This is a genomic window from Streptomyces sp. NPDC052064, assembly GCF_055585925.1.
In genome coordinates, this window is the sequence record NZ_JBVJJE010000001.1 from 839,840 (window position 1) to 860,009 (window position 20,170).

Here is a 20,170-nt window from a genome sequence, read left to right on the forward strand (position 1 = left end):
CCCCGTGTCACGCGTTGTGGTGCGCTGGTCGTATCTGATGGTGTTCGCTATCGCAGACACAGTAGTGAGCGCCTGAACAGGCGGAGAGTCAGGGGCTATGAGCGGAAGTTCGGCGAAGCCGAAGCGGAGGAAGGCGGCGGGGGCAGCGCTGCGGTACGAGCACCGGCCAGGGCGGCCGTCCGTTCGTCGGGCGAAGACCAGTCTTGGGGATCGCCTGTTCGGCTGCATGGTGCTGCCGGGCTTCGTCGTCCTGATCATTCCATTGGTCCTCTTCGACATGCACTGGGGCCACGACCTCTGGGATGATTTCGCGCCCGCGTGGCCTGGCGGGGCATACGCCTTTGCCGCGAGTGCCGGCGCCCTGGTACCGCTGGTGTTCCTCGCCTGGGTGTGGCCCCTCACCCGGATGAACTGGACGAAGAGCAAGGCGCGTTCACTGGCCTGGGTGGCCGCCTCGCTGCCCGGGCTGGCGGCGGGGTACCTGGTTGCCGGGGTGATCATGGCGACCGTACGGCCCAAGCGGCGCCGCGACTGGGACCAGGACTGCTACAGCGACGGCGGCCCCTGCTGGGTGCATGTGCACTACCCGTGGCTGTGGGCCGTCGGCCTCGTCGCCACACTCGCCGCGACCGCCCTGCTGATCACCCTGCTCGTCAAGTACAGCGGTCGGTCCTCCGCTACCGCACCTTCGACATCCGGGCCTGAGGACGACCCGATTCCTCGCTCTCCGAGCGGTACCGGAGGTCGTCGCCCACCGGCGTGAGGTGGACGGTCGCGGGGGCCGGGTTGCAGCCGCTGTGGTTGGTCTTCGCGCCCACGGACGTCGCGACGAGTTCCTTCTTCGTCACCTGCTTCAGGGTCAGTACGTCGACGCAGACGCCGCCGAACTGGTCGGTCTGGCGGAGGCGGCCCAGCTCCTGGCCGGCGGTGGCACGTTCGACGGTGATCCGGAACGTGCCGAGGGGCAGTCTGCCGTCGAGGGCGCTGCCCTGGCCCTCCCAGGTGCCGAGGTAGGCGGCGGGCACGGCACCGGATGGGGCGGAGCTCGGGGTCGCCGCAGGTGGAGAGTCGGGGCCCGCGCCGGAGTCGCTCGTGTCGTCGTGGGAGGTCCGGCCCGGCAACAGGTCGAAGACGAACACCGAGCCGATCGTCACGGCCGCCATCGCCCCGGCGATCGTCAGCGCCACGGTGCAGCTCAGCCTCCGCACCCGCCCGCCGCCCTCAGGCGTGGACGTCGCCGCGACGGAGACGGAGACCTTGCCGGGGCGGCGCCTCCCGGGGGTGGCGACCGTGTCCTGCCGGTGACCGTCGCGGGGTTCGGGTACGGCGGAGGAAGAGGCCGGTGTGGGTGCGGGCACGGACGGTGCGGCTGATGGCGGTGTGACCGGTGGGGGCATGACCGGCGGCGGGCCGAACACGCCGGCGTCCTCGCCCCCGGGCCCGGCCCCGGCCGTCTCGGGCACCCCCACCGAGGGGCTGCTGAAACCGACCGGCCCCGAAAACCCCGCCCCCTCCGAACCCGTCGCCTCCAGATTCAGCAACCGCACGGCGCTCCGGCTCACCTGCTCCACCAGCGCCCCCGGCAGCCACCCGCCCGCCACCAGCCGGGCCGCGCCCTCGGGAGCCAACCGCCGGGCCACCTCGGCGGGGGCGGGCCGTGCGCCCGGGTCCTTGGTCAGGCAGGCTGCCGTGAGCTCCCGCACCTGCCCGTCCAGGCCGCCGAGTTCCGGCTCCTCGTGCACGACCTTGTAGAGCAGGGCCGCCGAGGAGTCCCCGGGGAAGGGCGGTTCGCCGGTCGCCGCGTACGCCAGGACCGCGCCGAGCGAGAAGACGTCCGCCGCGCCCGTGACGCCCTTGCCGAGGATCTGCTCGGGCGACATGTAGCCGGGCGACCCGATCGACACGCCCGTGGACGTCAGGGACGCCGTACCGTCCGTGGCCCGCGCGATCCCGAAGTCGATCAGCAGCGGGCCGTCGAGCGTGAGGAGTACGTTCGAGGGCTTCACGTCCCGGTGCACCAGGCCCAGCTCGTGCACCGCCGCCAGCGCCTCGGCCAGCCCCGCTCCCAGCACCCGTACGGTGTGGGCCGGCAGCGCGCCGCCCTCGGCGACCGCCGCCGACAGCGAGGGGCCCGCCGCGTACGCCGTGGCCACCCACGGCACCCGCGCCTCCGGGTCCGCGTCCAGGACGGGTGCCGTCCAGGCGCCGCCGACCCGGCGCGCGGCCTCGACCTCGCGGCGGAACCGTGCCCGGAACTCCTCGTCCAGTGCGAAGTGCGGATGGACGATCTTCACCGCGACCGTACGGCCGCCGGCGCTACGGCCCAGGTAGACCCGGCCCATGCCGCCGGAGCCCAGTCGGCCGAGGAGCCGGTAGGGCCCCACGACGGTGGGTTCGTCGACTTCGAGCGGCCGCATGGCGTCACCCCTCCCCCGTAGGCGCCCGCAGGCCTTCGCCGACCCCCGTACGCGCGCTCCCAGCAGAGTAGTGCGGGAGCACCGCCCCTCTCATGGCTGGAGCAGGTCCACCTTCACGTCCGAGGGGAAGCCGGTCGTCGGGCCGACGCGCCGGGCGAACTCGGCGACCGCCTCCAGCTGCGGGCCGCCGAAGCGGAAGTCGAGTGTCGTGAAGTACTGGGCGAGGGTCTCCTCGTCGAAGTCCTCCCAGCGGGCGGCCTGCTCGGCGACCTTGTCGACTTCCTCCAGGGAGAGGTTGCGGGAGGCGAGGAAGGCCTCGTGCACCTTGCGCGTGAGGACCGGCTCGCGCTCCAGGTAGTCGCGGCGTGCCGCCCAGACCGCGAAGACGAACGGCAGCCCGGTCCACTCCTTCCACAGCCGGCCCAGGTCGTGCACGTCCAGGCCGAAGCGCGGCCCGTCGAGCATGTTCGCGCGCAGTGCCGCGTCGCCGATGAGGACGGCCGCCTCGGCCTCTCGCATCATCAGGCTGAGGTCGGGCGGGCACGTGTAGTAGTCGGGCTGTACGCCGTAGCGCTCGGCGAGGAGCAGCTGGGCGAGGCGGACGGAGGTGCGGGAGGTCGAGCCGAGGGCGACGCGGGCGCCGTCCAGCCGGTCCAGGGGGACCTGCGAGACGATCACGCAGGACATGACCGGGCCGTCGCAGCCGACGGCGATGTCGGGGAAGGCGACCAGTTGGTCGGCGTGCTTGAGGAACTCGACCAGGGTGATCGGGGCGATGTCGAGCTCGCCCTGCACCAGCTTCTCGCTGAGCTTCTCCGGGGTGTCCTTCGTGAGCTCGAAGTCGAGGAGCGTGCCCGTTCTGGCGAGCCCCCAGTACAGGGGCAGGCAGTTCAGGAACTGGATGTGGCCGACGCGCGGCCGGGTGCGAGGATTGTCCACATCGTGAGGCTAGCCCTCATGGCGTACGGGCCCACGCCCGGCCCCGCCGTGGGCCCGTGAGCCGCAGCCGGCGCCTTCTACCGCCACTCGGCGGGGGATGTTCAAACATTCGGGTGACGTGATCTTGACCCCTATTGCATTCGGGGGCCTGCGTGCTAGGCTCATCGCAAGTTGCAGTTTGGTTTCCCTTGCAGTACAGAGCCTGCGGAGCATGTGACCGCGGGCTCTCGTCATTCTCAGACGTATGCAGTTGTGCAGAATTTATCTTCACACTTGCTGGTTCTGGAGCAGGGCAACCCTTTTGGGCCCAAGGAGGGCTTATGGCTACCGGAACCGTGAAGTGGTTCAACGCCGAAAAGGGCTTTGGTTTCATCGCCCAGGAGGGCGGCGGCCCCGACGTCTTCGTCCACTACTCCGCGATCAATGCGAGCGGCTTCCGCTCGCTCGAGGAGAACCAGCAGGTGTCTTTCGATGTCACGCAGGGCCCGAAGGGTCCGCAGGCTGAGAACGTCACGCCGGTCTGATCAGTAGTACCCAAGGAGCCCCGCGCCGTCAGGCGGCGGGGCTCCTGCCTTTTCGCCCCCTACGCCCCGGTGAATTCCCGGCGAATTCCGCCCGAGGGACCGTGGGAGGATGGCCGGATGCAGACTGATCCGGAGAACGGCGGGGAAGGCAGCGACACCCCCGCCGACAAGCGCCTGGCATCGGGCCTGGCCCTCGGCCTGTCCCTCGGCACGGCGGTGGGACTCGTCCTCGGCCTGACGGTCTTCGACAACATCGGCCTGGGCCTGGCCTTGGGCCTCGGCCTGGGCACGGCGATCGGTGCGGGGGCTGGGCTCGGGGGGCGGCAGACGGGCGGGGACCGGGGAGACGGGCCTGCGCGGTAGGGCCGCGTGACGGGCCCTGGCAGCGCGGGCCGGCGGTGTCAGTCCCTCGCAATAGGGTCGGGCCATGACCGAAGTCGATTTCCTGACCGAGACCCGTGTCTTCTACGACACCGTGGCGGAGGACTACGCCGTTCACTTCAGTGACCCGCACGTGGCCATGCCGCTTGACCTGGGGCAGCTGTACGGTTTCGCGGAGCTCGTGGGTGAGGGGGGCGAGGTCGCCGACCTCGGGTGTGGGCCCGGGCGGGTGACGGCGTACCTGGCGTCACGAGGGCTGTCCGTGTTCGGGCTGGACCTGTCGGAGTCGATGCTCGCGATCGCCCGGCGCGAGCATCCGGGCCTGCGGTTCGAGCGGGGCTCGATACTGGAGCTGGACCTGCCCGACGGCTCGCTCGACGGGGTCGTGTCCTGGTACTCGATCATCCACACCCCGCTCGACCGGCTGCCGGCCGTCTTCGCCGAGTTCGGCCGCGTCCTGCGGCCCGGAGGGCACCTGCTCCTCGGTTTCCAGGCCGGTGACGAGCCCCGCCGTTACGAGGAGGCCTTCGGGCACCCGGTGGGGCTGACCTTCCGGCGGCGGCAGCCGGAGCGGATCGCCGCCCTGCTGGAAGCCGCCGGTTTCGTCCTGCGCTCCCGGACCGTCCGGGAGCCCGACGAGGCACTCGGGGAGCCGGTCGCCCAGGCGTGCCTGGTGGCCCGCAAGCCGCCGGAGCCGACGGCCTAGGCGTACCCGCGAACCCGCCCGGCCCCCCGTACGTCGCCCCCTACAACACCCCCGCGACATCCCTCGCCGCGATATAGCCGAACGTCATCGCCGGCCCGATGGTCGAGCCCGCGCCCGCGTAGCTGTGGCCCATCACCGCCGCGCTGGCGTTGCCCGCCGCGTACAGGCCCGGGATCACCGAGCCGTCGGGGCGCAGGACGCGGGCCCGGGCGTCCGTTCGCATGCCGCCCTTCGTGCCGAGGTCGCCGGGGACGATACGGAAGGCGTGGTACGGGGGGAGCCAGAGGGGGGCCAGGCAGGGGTTCGGGAGGACCGAGGGGTCCGTGTAGTAGTGGTCGTAGGCGCTGTCGCCGCGGTGGAAGTCGGGGTCCTCGCCCCGCCGTGCCTGGGAGTTGAAGCGGTCGACCGTCGTGCGCAGGGCCGTCGGCGGTACGCCGATCGACGTGGCCAGGGCGTCCAGGGTCCAGGCCTTGTGCGCGGCGCCCGAGTCGTACCAGGCGTCGGGAAGGGGCAGGCCCGGCAGGACGTCCTTGAAGAGGTACCGGTTGCGGTAGTTCTGGTCGACGATCAGCCAGGACGGAATGGCCGGGTCGGTGTGGTGGACGTCGTACATGGTGTGGACGACGTCGCTGTAGGGCGCGGCCTCGTTGACGAAGCGCCTGCCCGACGCGTTGACCAGCAGCCCGCCGGGGAGGGTGCGTTCGGCGAGGCAGAAGTACGGCCGGCCCGGGACCGGGATCGCCGGGCCCCACCAGGCGTCGTCCATCAGGTCGAGCGCCGCGCCGAGCCGCTCCCCCGCCCGGATCCCGTCGCCGGTGTTCTCCTTGGCGCCGACCGTCCACTCCGTGCCGATGGGCTGTCGCTGGTAGCGGTCGCGCATCGCCGCGTTGTGCTCGAAGCCGCCGGAGCCGACGATCACGCCCCGGCGGGCGCGGATCAGGCCCGGGGCACCGTCGCGGGTGACCACGGCTCCGGTGACCCTGCCGTTCTCGACGTGCAGGTCGCTCAAGGGGGTGTTCAGCCATACCGGTACGCCTGCGGAGCGCAGCCCCGCGCGCAGGCCCGCCGCCAGCGCCTGCCCCATCGTCAGGGGCTTCTGGCCGAGCGCCGTGGCCTTCGTACCGCGTGCCAGGCACTGGGCGGCGACGGAGGCGCCCCGGGCGTTCACGGCGGCCAGGGCCAGCCACTTGTAGTCGGCGCTGAAGACCACCATGCCGGCGGGGACGTCCATGTACGGCGGGTTCAGACGGGCCAGTTCGGTGCCGAGGATCGTGCCGTCGAGCTGGTCGGGCTCGATGGAGCGGCCGTTGGCCAGGCCCCCGGGCAGCTCGGGGTAGTAGTCGCTGTAGCCCTCCATCCAGCGGAATCGCAGGGGGCTGTGGGCCATGACGTAGGAGATCGTGGCCGGGCCGTGGGCGAGGAAGGCGCGCTGCCGGTCGGCGGGGACGTCCGGGCCGACGACGGCGGCGAGGTAGGCGGCGGCCTTGGCCGGGGTGTCGGGGACGCCGGCCGCGAGGATCACCGGGTTGTTCGGGATCCAGATCCCGGCACCGGAGCGGGCGGTCGAGCCGCCGAAGGTCGGGGCCTTCTCCACGACGACGCAGCTCAGCCCCTGCCCGGCGGCGGTCAGCGCGGCGGTCATCCCGGCCGCGCCGGAGCCGATGACGACGACGTCGTACGTGCCGAGCGGGGGTGAGTCGGCGGCGTGGGCGCCCTGTTGCACTCCGGCGGCGACCGCGAGGCCGGCACCCGCGGCGCCGGCCAGCACTCGTCTTCGGGACGGGGCCCCGGGAGTCCCGACGGAGTTCGTGCTAGTGGTCATGGCCGCTCCAGCCGGAAGAGGAACGCGCAGGGGATGGGGAATGTCGCGCGCGAGCCCTGCGAAGTCAAGAGCCATGCACACGAGGCGAGTTCAGCTCCGCTCCTGGGGGGAGGATCCTGCGCGGGCCGGACGTCGGGCAGGGCGAGTCGGCTCCGCGGGCGTTCCCGGCCGCCCGGGGGTGAGCTCGGGCAGCAGGGTCGTCAGCCCGAGGACGGCCATACCGGCGCCGAGCCAGAGGGTGCCGCGCAGGCCCCAGGTGCCGATCGCGACGGCGCCGAGCGAGGAGCCGAGGATGACGCCGAGGGTGATGAAGGAGGTGTGGACGGTGTTGACCAGTGGGCCGGCGTTTCCGGTCCGCTGGACGCGGGTGACCATCGCCGGGTTCATGGTGACGCCGACCAGCCCGATGCCCAGCATGCAGACGACGGCGGGTGCGGGCATGTCGGCGAGGAGCGCGAAGCTGGTGAGGAACAGCGCGTTGAGCAGGAGGCCGACGGCGAGGACGGGCACGGTCCGACGGTCGGCGAGGCGGCCGACGACGGTGTTGCCGAGGACAGTGGTGGCTCCGTAGGCGATCAGAAGGGCGGGGACGGTTCCGGTGGAGAAGCCGGTGACCTCGGTGAGGATGGGGTTGAAGTAGCTGAAGGCGGAGAACGTCGCGCCGATGATCAGCGTGCTGGTGGAGAGGACCAGCCAGAGCTTCGGGTTCCGGAAGACGCCGAGTTCCTCGCGGAGTGAGCCGCCGCTTCCCGCCCGCTCCAGAGGGGGTACACCGGCGAGGGTCACGGCCGCGGCGACGAGTGCCAGTGCCGAGATCACCCAGAACGCCGCGCGCCAGCCGAACCGCTCACCGACCAGGGTGGACAGCGGCAGTCCGAGCAGCGTGCCGAGCATCAGCCCGTTCATGACGACCGCGATCGCCCGGCCGCGCACCTCCGGGCGGGTGAGCTGGACGCACAGGGAGACGGCGACACCGAAGAAGGCCTGGGAGGCCACGCCGGTGATGACGCGGGCGGCTGTCATCACCGCGTAGCCGGGTGCGGTCGCGGCCAGGACGTTGCCTGCCAGGAAGACGGCGAACAGCGTCATGAGCGCCGTCCGTGGGGCGAGCTTGGCCACCGCCATGGTCAGGAACGGGCCACCGGCCGCCATGGCCACGGCGAAGGCGGTGATCAGGTACCCGATCTGCGGGACGGTGACGTGCAGGCCCTCCGCCATCTGGGGCATCAGCCCGGCGACCACGAACTCGCTGGTCACCATGGCGAAGATGCCGAGCGCCAGGATGTATACGGAACGGGGCACGGTGGGACTCCTCTGCTTCTCGGTGTTGGGGATCGGCCGGGTGTGAACAGACCCGTTATGGATCGTTCAGTTCAAAATTGGGGCATGAAAAAGCCCGGGAGCCCGACGGGCAGGCGGGGCTCAGGACGCCATCGCGCCCATGGCGGTCTCGGCGATCGCCTCCAGGTCGGCCCGGCCGGCGCCGCCCTGGCTGGAGACACGCAGCCCGGCGACCGTCGCGTTGAGGAACCGGGCCAGCGCCTCCGGATCGCGCGAGGCGGTGATGCTGCCGTCGCGCCGGCCGGCCTCCATCACGACCCGGTACGCGGCGAGGCGCCGCGCGGTGTCACGCTCCAGCATCGCGGCCGCCTCGGGGTCGCGAGCGCCCAGCTCCACGACGGTGTTGACCCCCAGGCAGCCGAGGGCTCGCCCGGAGCCGATCCGGCACTCCGCCTCGCTCTCGACGACCTGGGCGAGCAGAGCACGCACCCGATCGGCGGCAGGCCGCTCCGCGTCGTCCAGGACCGCCGTCTGAGCCAGCGTCATCGTGTCCAGGTACCGGGCGAGGGCCCGCCCGAACAGGTCGTGCTTGCTCTGGAAGGTGTTGTAGATACTGCTGCGCCCCAGGCCGGTGGCTTCACACAGATCCTGAGTGGAGGTGGCCTCGTAGCCCCTCTCCCAGAAAATCCGCATCGCCGCGTCCAGGGCCCGCTCCTCGTCGAACTTCCTCGGCCGGGCCATGGACAGGACGCTAACACGGTTTTGGACTGCAGGTTCCAATAGCCTGTCGGGTGGGGACCCGCTACTCGAGGCCGATCGCCTCGCAGTCCGCCTTGTACTTCGCGGTGCAGATGTCCTTGACCGTGTAGACCCCGTCCGTGATCACCGTCTCCTTGATGTTGTCCTTGGTGAGGGCGACCACCGGCACCAGCATCGCCGGGATGGCCTTCTGCGTGGGGCTGTCGACCGTCTCCCGGGTCAGCGCGGCGAACTCGATCGAGCGGCCCTGGACCTTGGCCACCGCGATCTTCGCGGCGTTCGTCGCCTCCAGCAGGAACGACTTGTACACGGTCATGTACTGCTCCCCCGACACGATCCGCTGCACCGCGTCCAGGTTGGCGTCCTGCCCGGTCACCGGCGGGATCCTGCTCGCGCCCGCCTCCTGCAGCGCCTCGATGACGGCGCCCGCCATGCCGTCGTTGGCGGAGTAGACGGCGGCGATGTTGTTCAGCCCGACCGCCCGGATCGCCTTCTTCATGTTCGCCTTGGCGATGGAGGGCTTCCACTCCTTGGTGTCGTACTGCTCGACGATGTCGACCGCCCCCTGGAGCTCGCTGAGCGCGCCGTCCTTGAACCGTCCGGTGTTCGGGTCGGCGGGGTCGCCGTTCATCATGACGACCTTGCTCTTCGCGGCCTTGTCGCCGAGCTCCCCGACGATGGCGCGGCCCTGCACCTGCCCGACGAGTTCGTTGTCGTGGGAGACGTACGCGTCGATCGGGCCCTCGGCGAGCCGGTCGTAGGCGATGACCGGGATGCCGGCGTCCTTGGCCTTCTGTACGTCCGAGGCGATGGTCTTGGAGTTCAGCGCGTCCACCAGGATGACGTCGACCTTGTCGTCGATCATCTGCTGGAACTGCCGGCTCTGTCTGGACACGCTCGCCTCGGCGTTGGCGTACTTGACCTTGCCCTGGTTCTCGGTGAGCTCGGCGACCTCGCTCTTGATCAGGGGGTAGTCGAACTTCTCGAAGCGTGCCGTGTCCCGGTCGGGCAGCAGCAGGCCCACCGTGATGTCGTTGCCCTTCTTCACGCCCGCGGAGTCGTCACTCCCGCTGCCGCCGCAGGCGGCGAGGGACAGGGCCGACACGGTGACCGCCAGGGCTATGGAGAGGGGACGCACAGCGGGCCGACGGGTGGTACGCGCTTTCACTGGTGGTGCCTTCCGATGGGGGAGCATCGCGACGAGGTGGCAGAAAGCCAACGGGGAGGCACCGTGCGTCGTCAAGGACCAGGTGTGAAGACCTCGCAAAGGCCGAGCGGGGGCTCGCCGTCGGGGCCTTCTCAGGGAAGCCGGTCACTGAGGGGGCACAGCGACTCGGCCGCCGCCAGAGCATGCGCCGACGCGTCCCGTACCCCTTCCTCCTCGTCGGACTCGGCCCTCTCCCGCAACAGCGGCAGGGTCTCCGGGTGGGCGGGCCAGCCGAAGGCGAGTGACTGCAGGGCGGCGATGCGGGGTTGGGGGTCGGGATCGGCGACGGCCCGGTGGCGCAGGAATTCGGCCGCCGTGGCGTCCGTCTCGCACACGGCGTACCAGCGCAGGGCGTCGGCCCGGATCACGGGATCCGCATCGGCCACCACCCGGTCCCGGAACACCTCGTGGGGCGCGGCGTCGTCCCGGCCCGTGGCCAGCCATGCCAGCGCCAGCTTTCTGACCAGGATGGAGTCGTCGTCATACACGCGGGCACGGATCGCGGCCCACTTTGCGGACTCGTCACCCCGGTAGTGCCTCAGGCCACGCAGCGCCTCGATGCGGACCTGGGTCTCGGGATCGTTGGCGAGTCGGTCCAGAGCCAGCTCCCATGTTCCGGCGTCGTCCCCGCGGTGGCAGCACAGGTGCTCCACGGCCTCCGCCCGTACGACGCCATCGGTGTCACCGACGGCATGCTCGCGGACGAGTTCCCAGGTGCCGGGCTCGTCCGCTGTCAGTCGTACCAGCCCGTAGAGCGCGCCTCCCCGAGCCTGCGGTCCGGGGTCCGCCACAGCCCGCTCGCGCAGGAACTCGACCGTGCCGGGCTGGGATCCCGCCGTCTGCCCCAGCATGCTGCACGCCGATCGGCGGACCCTCTCGTCCGGGTCCGCAACGGCTCGACGCCGGGCCAGCTCCCAGGTGGCGGGGTCGTCACTACGGATGGCCCGCAAGCTGAACAGGGCCTGTGACCGGACGAACGAGTACGGGTCCTCGACTGCGAGTCTGCGCGCCAGCTCGGGCTCCCCCGTGTGTCGGGTCAGGTAAGACAGGGCTGTCAGCCGGACGTGGGGGGCCGGGTCCTCCGCTACCCGGCTGCGCATCAGGGCCGCCACGCGTTCGTCGTCCAGCAGACCATCGAGATGACTCAGTGCCTCATCCCGCACGGAGCCGTCGGGGTCTTCGACCGCCAAGCGGCAAAGCAGTTCCCTGACCTCGGGCTGGTCACCACGATGCTGAGCCAGCGCGGACAACGCGTGGCACCGCTGGTACTTGTCCTCCGCGGAGACGGCGAGGGCGGTGATGGGCGCCCACAGGTCCTTGTCCGACGCGCTGTCACCGCGGAGTGACAGCGCGAGGACGCGGATCCGCAGTGAGGAGTCCGCGACCGAACGATCCGCGAGCAGCTCGCTGACGTCCCCCTCGCCCGCGCCCAGTTCGGCCAGCGCTTCCAGAGCCTTACTGCGGACGTGCTCAGCGGGGTCGGCGGCCGCGCGCGTGCGCAGCAGCTCGCGGACGTCCCGCTCGTCCCCCCAGCGTTCCCCCAGCCCCGCCACAAGTGCGGCTTGGACCAAGTCGGAATGGGCCCACCCGGCCATGATCCGCGGGATCGTCGACTCCTGGTAGAGCACGGACGCGTACTGGCCAGGCAGCGACTCGCTGAGGAACTGGCCGCGCAGATGGAACCAGCGCAGGAACCGGGATCGCCCGCTCCAGTGCGGGGGAAAGGTCTTGAGGGCAGCCAGGGTCTCTTCCGTCCCGTCGACGCCGGTCAGCAGAAACAACGAATCTCTCCGCTCCACGCGCGCGACGATTTCGTCCACAACCGCCCTGCTCTGCCCCGCAAGCACTCCGATCCTGCGTACCTCCGCCAGCGCCCGCACACTCAGCGTCAGCAGGGACGAGTCCCAGTCGGGGTCGACCCGCCGCCGGTGCATCTCCAGCAACCGGTCGATCACCGCGCCCGCTTCCCGCTCCCCGATCTGCCCGACCAGGAGCAGCAGGACCTCGTGCCAGGCCGGGTCCTCCGCGTGCCGTGCGAACACCTCCTCGACGAACTCCTCCCGGGTCCACTCCCGCTCCCGCGTGTAGCGCCGGTCGATGTCGACGGCCGCGAGGTATTCGAGGAAGGCCCGGTGCACGAAGCCGTACACCCCGCCCCCGTAGTGGCTGAGGATGAAGTTCCGCTCCCGGAACTGCCGCACCATCGTCCGGGCCGCCGACACAGCCTGCGCGACGGGCAGTTCGTACTGCTCTGACAGATACTCCTTGAACGTGGCGAGCAGTTCGTCCTGGTGGATGTGGTTCCCGGCGATGCCGCCCTCGCCGTCCTGCATGCGCCGGGCGACGAGCCGGAGCAGCTCGTGCCGGTCCTCGTCTCCGAGGTAGGACAGTGCCTCCAGGTCCGTCGGCCCGCGCAGGTGCTTGGCGTGTTCGTCCCAGTGCGCCACCAGGACCGCGACGGCGTGCCGGTAGACGCCCTGCCGGTCCCGGGGCAGCTCCCTGCGGCGGCCGATGATGGCGAGGATGGTCAGCAGGAGGGGATTGCCGGCCAGCTCACCCACCGGCCGGGAGTGCCCGACCGCCTCGGTGAGCCGACGGCACAGGCGGGCGGCGCGCTCCTCGTCGTGCGGGTACGCGGTGGCGTACCACTGCCGGGCGAAGAGTTCTATCTGCTGCCTGCTCAGGTCCTGGACCATGTAGTGGGCGAAACCGGCGCGCTCCAGGACGCCCCGCCGGTATCCGATGACGCGCGAGGTCACCACCACCCGGACCCCGGCCTGCTGGTAGCGGCCGGCGAAGTCGGCGATGCGGTGACTGACCTGTTCCCGTGCGGCGGGTTCGAAGAGTTCGTCCAGGCCGTCGAAGACGACCACCGCACGGCCCTCGGCCAGGATCCGTTCGGTGACCGGGTACGGGGGCGCCATGCCCTTCGTGGCGTGCAGGTGCTCGAGGAAGTCCTCGAACGTCCGCTCCCGCCACTCCCCCGCGGCGTACTCCCGCAGTTCGACGACGAGCGGTACGCGGCCGTCGAGGGCTGCCAGCGGGTCGCCCGGCCGGACCGCTCCGGTGAGGGTCAGCGCGAGATGGCGTGCGAGGGTCGACTTGCCCGCGCCGGGGTCGCCGAGCAGGACGAGACGGTCCTCGTGCGGGTCGGCCAGCACCTCCAGGACGTCCCGCGCGGGACGCTCCGCGTAGGCCTGCCGAGCGCGGTCCAGTGCCTCGCGTTCGAGGCCGGGCGGGAGACTCGATGGCCACTCACCGGAGTCCACGAGCCGCTGACGGATGTCGCGGGGCAGTTCCACGGGCGGCGGGTCGGCCCGTACGGTGGGCGCGACGAACACCTCGTCCAGACCGACCGGAGGATGCTCGCCCTCCTCGGTCGGGATCAGCACTTCCAGGTCCAGGCGGCCGTAGGTCTCGCGGATGCGCGTGGCGTAACGGCGCAGTGCCTCGTCCGTCTCCTCGGGGGTCAGGACCGTTTCCGCCGTCTGCTGCACGTACTGGTTCTCGATGTACATGGCCACGCCGTGATCGCCGGTCGCGGCGGCCTTGACGTCACCTCCCGCCCCGACCGCCCGCTCCCCGACCGCCTCGACCCGCTTCGACTTCCACCCCATGACACGACGGTAGCCGCCCTGGAAGGCGAGAGGAGGCCTGGTCGGGGAAACCGGCGCGGGCTCGGTGCCTCACCGCGCGTACAGACCCTCCACTTCCGCCGCGAAGGAGCGCATCACCGCCTCGCGGCGGAGCTTCATCGACGGGGTCAGGTGGCCCGCCTCCTCGGAGAAGTCCTCGGGAAGGATCGCGAAGCGGCGGATGGACTCCGGGCGGGAGACCATCTTGTTGGCCTCGTCGATGGCGCGCTGGAGGACGGAGCGGAGTTCCTCGTCGTCGACGAGGAGTTTGGGCGGTACGGGGTGTTTGCCGTTCATCTGGCGCCAGTGGGTGATGCCCTCCGGGTCCAGGGTGATCAGAGCCGAGACGAAGGGACGGCCGTCGCCCAGGACGATGCACTGGGAGATCAGCGGGTGGGAGCGCAGCCAGTTCTCCAGGGGGGCCGGGGCGACGCTCTTGCCGCCCGCGGTGATCAGCAGTTCCTTCTTGCGGCCGGTGATCGTCAGGTAGCCCTCGTCGTCCAGTTCGCCGATGTCGCCCGTGGCGAGCCAGCCGTCGGGGGCGGCGGGTACGACGCCACCGGCCTGGGGGTCCCAGTAGCCGCGCAGGACGTGGTCGCCGGCGAGGAGGATCTCGCCGTCGGCGGCGATACGGACGCGAGTGCCGGGCAGGGGCCAGCCGACCGTGCCCAGGCGGGGTTTCAGGGGCGGGGTGACGGTCGACGCGCCCGTGGTCTCCGTCAGGCCGTAGCCCTCGAAGATCTCGATGCCTGCTCCCGCGTAGAACGCGGCGAGGCGGCGGCCCAGCGGTGAGCCGCCGCAGATGGCGTAGCGGACCCTGCCTCCCATGGCGTTGCGGATACGGCGGTAGACCAGGGGGTCGTAGAAGACCCGGGCGGCCCTGAGGGCGTGGGAGGGGCCGGAGCCGGCGCCCGTCTGCTGGGCCTCCATCGCCTCGCCGTAGCGCTGCGCCACCGACACCGCGCGGTCGAACGACGTCACCCGGCCGCCCGCCTCGGCCTTGGCACGGGCCGAGTTGAAGACCTTCTCCAGCATGTACGGGATGGCGATCAGACAGGTCGGCCGGAAGCTCGCCAGATCCGGGAGCAGGTTGTCCGCCTTGATGCTCGGCGCGTGGCCCAGCCGTACGCGGGCGCGGACGCAGGCGATCGCCACCATGCGCCCGAAGACGTGGGACATGGGCAGGAACAGCAGGACCGAGGCCTCTTCGCTGGTCTTGGCCTTGAAGACGGGGTAGAGGAGTTCGATCGCGTTGTCGACCTCGGCGAAGAAGTTGCCGTGGGTGAGCGCGCAGCCCTTGGGGCGGCCCGTGGTGCCCGAGGTGTAGATGAGGGTGGCCAGCGTGCCGGGGCCCAGCATGCCGCGCCGCACCTCGACCTCCTGGTCGGACAGGTGCGCGCCGGCTTCCGCGAGCCGGTCCACGTGGCCCTTCTCCACGACCCACATGTGCCTCAGGTCGGGCAGGCGTTCGCGCTCAGGACCGAGCGCGGCGGCCTGCCCGGCGAACTCGGTGACCAGGGCGACCGCGCCGGAGTCCTGGAGGATCCAGCGGGCCTGGAAGACGGAGGACGTGGGATAGATGGGAACGGTGACCAGACCGGCCGCCCAGGCCGCGAAGTCCAGGACCGTCCACTCGTAGATCGTGCGGGCCATCACGGCGATCCGGTCGCCCGGCATCAGCCCTTCGGCGATCAGTCCCTTCGCCACGGCCAGCACCTGGTCGGCGAACCGGGCCGCCGTGACGTCGCTCCAGCGCCCGTCGGCGCCCTTGCGGCTGAGCGCCACGGCGTCCGGGGCCGCGCTCGCGTTGTCGAACGGCAGGTCGGCGAGGGACCCGTGGGTCCACGGCGGCGCCAGCGGCGGTACGGACGCCTCCCGCACCGCCCCGTCGAGCCGCCGCGTCTCGGGCTCGACCAGGACCGGTCCGCCGTAGATGTCACCGTAGGCGGAGGAGGGATGGGCAGTGGACACGGGCGGCTCCTGGGGCGCGCAGCGAAAGAACTGCTTGCTGCATACGTACGTGCCTCGCACGCCGAGGCGCTCAACCGGTTGAACCCCCAGAAAGGGGTTACTGGCGGTAGGAACGGGATCGTACGGGCCTTACGTGGCGGGTTTGTGCGGGTTCGGGGATGGTCCGGCGCCAGGCCTGTGCATTCTCGGGGGTTACGTGAGGGACCTTCAGGTTCGGCCCGTCCTCCCCTGTCAGGCCCGTTCCAGGATCGCCGTCACCCCCTGGCCGCCCGCCGCGCAGACCGAGATCAACCCGCGCGCGGGTGCGTCCCGTTCGGCGAGCAGCTTGGCCAGGGTCGCCACGATCCGGGCGCCGGTGGCGGCGAAGGGGTGGCCGGTGGCGAGGGACGAGCCCGCGACGTTCAGCCGGGCGCGATCCACCGTGCCGAGACCCCGCTTCTCCCAGGCCGCGAGCGTCGCCAGCACCTGGGAGGCGAAGGCCTCGTGGATCTCCACCAGGTCGAAGTCGGCCAGGCCGAGTCCGGCCCGCTCCAGCATGCGCGGAACCGCGTACGCGGGTGCCATGAGCAGCCCGTCCTCGCCACCGGCGACATCTCCGCCGACGAAGTCGACGGCCGCCGTCTCGTACGCGGTGAGATACGCCAGCGGCTCCAGGCCGCGCTCGCGGGCCCACTCCTCGCTCGCCAGCAGGACGGTCGCGGCCCCGTCCGTCAGCGGGGTCGAGTTCCCGGCCGTCATGGTCGGGTCGGGGTGGCCGAGGCCGAACACCGGCTTCAGGGAGGCGAGTTTCTCCGCGGTGGAGCCGGGACGCAGGTTCTGGTCGCGGACCAGGCCGCGGAAGGGGATCACCAGGTCCTGGAAGAAGCCGCGTTCGTACGCCGCCGCCAGCCGCTGGTGACTGGTCGCCGCGAGTTCGTCCTGCGCCGCGCGGCCGATGTCCCAGGCGCGGGCGGTGACGGCGGCGTGTTCGCCCATGGACAGGCCGGTGCGCGGCTCGGAGTTGCGCGGGATGTCGGGGACGAGGTGAGAGGGGCGCACCTTCGCCAGGGCCTTCAGCCGGGCGCCCACGGACTTCGCCCGCCGAGCCTCCAGCAGGATGCGGCGCAGGGTGTCGTTGACGCCCAGGGGCGCGTCGCTCGCCGTGTCGGCGCCGCCCGCGACCGCCGACTCGGTCTGGCCGAGGGCGATCTTGTTGGCGGCGGCGATGACGGCCTGGAGTCCGGTGCCGCAGGCCTGCTGGATGTCGTAGGCGGGGGTGGCCGGGTGCAGGCGCGAGCCGAGGACCGTTTCGCGGGCCAGGTTGAAGTCGCGGCTGTGCTTGAGGACCGCGCCGGCCACGAACTCGCCGACCGCGCCCGGCTCCTGGAGCCCGTACCGCTCGACCAGGCCGTCGAGGGCGGCGGTGAGCATCCGCTGGTTGGAGGCGGTGGCGTACGGGCCGTCGGAGCGGGCGAACGGGATGCGCGCTCCGCCGACGACCGCCACGCGCCGCACCGACATCTTCTGGGGGCTCATCTCGACCCGCTCCTCGTCTGTGACGTAGCCTTACCTGCGGTAACCTTACTCCAGAGTAAGCAAATGTGAGCAGTCATCCGAGCTGGGAGTCGCCATGGCCGACCGCTATCTGAGCTTCACCGCCACCGGGCCCGGCCGCTTCCTCACCCGCCGGCTCGGCCTGCCCCAGCCCGCGGCGCTGACCCGCTGGTCCCCCGAGCGGCCCGCCCTCGACGGCGGCCTCCTCCACCTCACCACCGGCAGGTCCGGCCTCGACCTGGCGCCGGTCCTCGCCCGGACGGGGATCGGCCCGGCCGGCTCCGACCGGGCGGCGGCCGTCGTCCTGGACGCGAGCGGGGTGCGGGACGTGGAGGGGCTGGCCGAGGTGCACGCGGCCCTGCACCCTGTCGTGCGCTCGGTGGTCGCGAGCGGGCGCGTGGTCGTGCTGGGCGCGCCGCTCGACCCCGCCGACCACCACCAGGCCGCCGCCCAGCAGGCCCTGGAGGGCTTCACGCGCTCCCTGGGCAAGGAGATCGGCCGGGGCCGGACCGTGAACCTGGTCCGCCTCGTCGACGCTTCCGCGGCCGAGTCCACCCTCCGTTTCCTGCTGTCGCCCAAGTCGGCGTATGTGAGCGGGCAGGTGATCGAGGTCGGGTCCGGCGACGAGCCCGCCACCCCTCTCGACCGGGACCGTCCCCTCGCCGGCCGCACCGCCCTGGTCACCGGCGCGGCCCGCGGCATCGGTGAGGCGGTCGCCGAGACGCTCGCCCGGGACGGGGCCCGGGTCGTCGTCCTCGACGTGCCACAGGCCGAGCAGGACGCCCGGCGCGTCGCCGACCGGCTCGGCGGCACCGCGCTGCTCCTCGACATCACGGCCGCCGACGCGGGCGCGCGCATCGCCGAGGCCCTGCCGGACGGCCTGGACCTGCTCATCCACAACGCGGGCATCACGCGGGACCGCCGACTGGTGAACATGCCCGCCGAACGCTGGATCCCGGTGCTGGAGGTGAACCTGGCGAGTGTGCTGCGCACGACGGACGCGCTGCTGAAGACCGGGACACTGAACCGGGGCGGCCGGATCGTGGCGACCGCCTCGATCGCGGGCATCGCCGGCAACACGGGCCAGACCAACTACGGGGCGAGCAAGGCGGGCATCGTCGGCCTGGTCCGCTCCCTCGCGCCGCGCGCGCTCGCGGAGCACGGGGTGACGGTCAACGCGGTCGCGCCGGGCTTCATCGAGACGAAGATGACGGCCGCCGTCCCGCTGTTCATCCGCGAGGCGGGCCGCCGCATGAACTCCCTCGCGCAGGGCGGTCTGCCGGTCGATGTCGCCGAGACCACCGCCTGGCTCGCGCACCCGGCCTCGGGCGCGGTCAACGGGCAGGTCGTGCGCGTATGCGGCCAGAGCCTGCTGGGGGCGTGATGGTCGACGCCGCTCTCGTCCTCACCGGGTCCCCCTCCCTCGCCCCGCTGCTCGCGCGCGGTGCCCTGCTGTCCCCCTTCAAACGCCCGGCCCCCGACGCGGAGTTCCCGCGCACCCGGCTCGTGCTGCCCGGCCTGCGCGTCGACCTCGCACGGCTGGCGGCGTACGAGCGGGTCTGCGGGTTCCCGACCGGGGAGGACGCGCTGCCGCTGACGTATCCGCACGTGCTGGGATTCCCCCTGGCCATGCGGCTGATGAGCGGCCGGGACTTTCCGCTGCCGCTGCTGGGACTCGTCCACACGTCGATCACGATCACCCGGCACCGGGCGACGCCGGCCACCGGCGCGTACGAACTCGCGGTGTACGTCGAGGGGTTGGCGCCCCACCGGCGCGGCACGGAGGCGTCGGTCGTCACCGAGGTGTGCGAGGACGGGGACATCGTCTGGGAGTCGAGGAGCACCTACCTCGCCCGGCACCGAACGCGACGGCCCGCCCAGGCGCCACGGGAGGATGCCGGGACGCCCCGGGAGGAGATACGGAAACCGCTGCCGGCCGTCGCCGAATGGCGGCTCGCCGAGGATGTCGGACGCCGGTACGCGGCGGCGTCCGGCGACCGCAACCCGATCCACCTCCACCCGCTCACCGCCCGCCTGTTCGGCTTCCCCCGGGCCATCGCCCACGGCATGTGGACCGTCGCCCGCTGTCTCGCCGCACACGGCACGCCGGACTCCTGCCATGTCCGCGCGGACTTCCGGGCACCGGTCCTGCTGCCCGGGACGGTGACGTACGCGGCGGAGGACGGCCGGTTCGAGCTGCGGAGCGGGGCCGAGCGGGTGCATGTGACCGGGGACGTCCACCCGGTGTGACGGACGGGCCGGCGGTCTAGGGGCCTGCCTGCCCCTCCGGCGGTGACCAAGGCCGCCCCGCCATGAGGTCACCCAGGCCCGCCCAGGCGAAGTTCATCATCGTGGCCGCGGCCTGGCGGGCCGTGACGCCCGGGGTGGCGTTGGCCCAGGCGGCGAGCGACTCGGCGGCGCCGACCAGGGCCTCGGCGAGCCCGGCGACCTCGCGTTCCGGGAGGTCGGGGTCACGGTGTGCCTCACGCGCGGCGGCGAGGATGAGCTGGGTCACGAACGCGACGATCTCCTCGCGCATCGCGGCGACCTCGGCGGCGAAGGGCTCGCCGTGCGTACGGGCCTGGAGGTGCAGGACCGACCAGGCGTCCGGGTTGCGCGCGGTGTGCGCGAAGAACGCGCCGAGCCCTTCCCAGAGTTGCCGGTCGGCGGGCAGATCGGGCCGGACACCGGCCCGGACCGCCTCGACGAGTGCCTTGGACTCGCGGCGGATGCAGGCGGTGAAGAGGTCTTCCTTGGAGTTCAGGTACAGGTAGACCAACGGCTTGGACACGCCCGCGAGTTCGGCTATCTCGTCCATCGACGCGGCCATGTACCCCCGTTGTCCAAAGATCTGCACGGCGGCGTCCAGCATCTGCTGTTCACGGACCGCACGTGGCATCCGCTTGGTCTTCACGGCACCCATACCGCTTAGCGTACGGTCCCCCCGGCCGACCCTCGGTCGGGAAACCGATGAGGACCGGCCAGGGAGGGCGTC

Annotated in this window: 16 protein-coding genes; 6 read left to right on the forward strand and 10 right to left on the reverse strand. The window is 71.7% G+C overall.

From position 1 onward, the window contains the following. Window positions 1–97 precede the first annotated feature (97 nt). Entirely contained in the window at window positions 98–763 is a 666-nt protein-coding gene (locus ACZ6TU_RS03995; RefSeq protein ID WP_467672344.1) for a hypothetical protein, read from the forward strand. On the opposite strand, the gene ACZ6TU_RS04000 is transcribed toward ACZ6TU_RS03995, so the two are convergent. Together ACZ6TU_RS04000 and ACZ6TU_RS04005 are read right to left on the reverse strand one after the other, a co-directional pair. Beyond that, entirely contained in the window at window positions 678–2,417 is a 1,740-nt protein-coding gene (locus tag ACZ6TU_RS04000) for a serine/threonine-protein kinase (protein WP_467672346.1), read from the reverse strand. The two genes, ACZ6TU_RS03995 and ACZ6TU_RS04000, sit on opposite strands and share 86 nt — an antisense overlap. A 90-nt stretch (window positions 2,418–2,507) precedes the next feature. Continuing rightward, window positions 2,508–3,356, reverse strand: a complete 849-nt coding sequence (locus ACZ6TU_RS04005; protein WP_467672348.1) for a menaquinone biosynthetic enzyme MqnA/MqnD family protein — start codon at window positions 3,354–3,356, stop codon at window positions 2,508–2,510. A 320-nt stretch (window positions 3,357–3,676) separates the two neighbouring features. Here ACZ6TU_RS04005 and ACZ6TU_RS04010 point away from each other — a divergent pair, with 320 nt between their 5' ends. The 3 genes from ACZ6TU_RS04010 (at window position 3,677) to ACZ6TU_RS04020 (ending at window position 4,967) form a co-directional block, all read left to right on the forward strand. Next, the gene (locus ACZ6TU_RS04010; RefSeq protein WP_003992177.1) at window positions 3,677–3,880 is read left to right on the forward strand and encodes a cold-shock protein; all 204 of its coding nucleotides are present in this window, start codon (window positions 3,677–3,679) and stop codon (window positions 3,878–3,880) included. A 117-nt stretch (window positions 3,881–3,997) separates the two neighbouring features. Continuing rightward, window positions 3,998–4,243, forward strand: a complete 246-nt coding sequence (locus tag ACZ6TU_RS04015) for a glycine zipper domain-containing protein (protein ID WP_467672350.1) — start codon at window positions 3,998–4,000, stop codon at window positions 4,241–4,243. 64 nt (window positions 4,244–4,307) lie between these two features. After that, window positions 4,308–4,967, forward strand: coding sequence for a class I SAM-dependent methyltransferase (locus ACZ6TU_RS04020; RefSeq protein ID WP_467672352.1), 660 nt, complete (start codon window positions 4,308–4,310; stop codon window positions 4,965–4,967). Between the two features lie 40 nt (window positions 4,968–5,007). Here ACZ6TU_RS04020 and kstD read toward each other — a convergent pair whose 3' ends face one another. The 7 genes from kstD to ACZ6TU_RS04055 all read right to left on the reverse strand — a co-directional run bounded on the left by kstD (window position 5,008) and on the right by ACZ6TU_RS04055 (window position 17,157). Next, window positions 5,008–6,789 carry a 3-oxosteroid 1-dehydrogenase gene (kstD, locus tag ACZ6TU_RS04025; protein ID WP_469546414.1) on the reverse strand — a complete coding sequence of 594 codons (1,782 nt, stop codon included), beginning with the start codon at window positions 6,787–6,789 and terminating at the stop codon, window positions 5,008–5,010. Between the two features lie 90 nt (window positions 6,790–6,879). Beyond that, the gene (locus ACZ6TU_RS04030) at window positions 6,880–8,091 is read right to left on the reverse strand and encodes an MFS transporter (protein ID WP_469546416.1); all 1,212 of its coding nucleotides are present in this window, start codon (window positions 8,089–8,091) and stop codon (window positions 6,880–6,882) included. Window positions 8,092–8,211: 120 nt separating this feature from the next. Further along, window positions 8,212–8,811, reverse strand: a complete 600-nt coding sequence (locus tag ACZ6TU_RS04035; protein ID WP_467672358.1) for a TetR/AcrR family transcriptional regulator — start codon at window positions 8,809–8,811, stop codon at window positions 8,212–8,214. Window positions 8,812–8,872: 61 nt separating this feature from the next. After that, entirely contained in the window at window positions 8,873–9,967 is a 1,095-nt protein-coding gene (locus ACZ6TU_RS04040; RefSeq protein ID WP_467672360.1) for a sugar ABC transporter substrate-binding protein, read from the reverse strand. A gap of 161 nt (window positions 9,968–10,128) precedes the next feature. Further along, on the reverse strand, window positions 10,129–13,653 hold the full coding sequence (locus ACZ6TU_RS04045; RefSeq protein ID WP_469546421.1) for an NACHT domain-containing protein: 3,525 nt from the start codon (window positions 13,651–13,653) through the stop codon (window positions 10,129–10,131). Between the two features lie 69 nt (window positions 13,654–13,722). Beyond that, entirely contained in the window at window positions 13,723–15,642 is a 1,920-nt protein-coding gene (locus tag ACZ6TU_RS04050) for an AMP-dependent synthetase/ligase (RefSeq protein WP_467672364.1), read from the reverse strand. A gap of 231 nt (window positions 15,643–15,873) precedes the next feature. Continuing rightward, window positions 15,874–17,157: an acetyl-CoA C-acetyltransferase gene (locus ACZ6TU_RS04055; RefSeq protein ID WP_467672366.1), complete on the reverse strand. Its 1,284-nt coding sequence runs from the start codon at window positions 17,155–17,157 to the stop codon at window positions 15,874–15,876. 94 nt (window positions 17,158–17,251) lie between these two features. Between ACZ6TU_RS04055 and ACZ6TU_RS04060 the strand changes: the two genes are divergently transcribed. Beyond that, a complete protein-coding gene (locus tag ACZ6TU_RS04060) occupies window positions 17,252–18,559 on the forward strand; it encodes a 3-oxoacyl-ACP reductase (protein ID WP_467672368.1) in 1,308 nt (435 codons plus the stop codon). After that, window positions 18,559–19,425, forward strand: coding sequence for a MaoC family dehydratase (locus ACZ6TU_RS04065; protein ID WP_469546426.1), 867 nt, complete (start codon window positions 18,559–18,561; stop codon window positions 19,423–19,425). Before ACZ6TU_RS04060 ends, ACZ6TU_RS04065 begins: the two co-directional genes overlap by 1 nt. A 16-nt stretch (window positions 19,426–19,441) precedes the next feature. On the opposite strand, the gene ACZ6TU_RS04070 is transcribed toward ACZ6TU_RS04065, so the two are convergent. After that, window positions 19,442–20,098, reverse strand: a complete 657-nt coding sequence (locus ACZ6TU_RS04070; protein ID WP_467672372.1) for a TetR/AcrR family transcriptional regulator — start codon at window positions 20,096–20,098, stop codon at window positions 19,442–19,444. Between the last annotated feature and the right edge of the window lie 72 nt (window positions 20,099–20,170).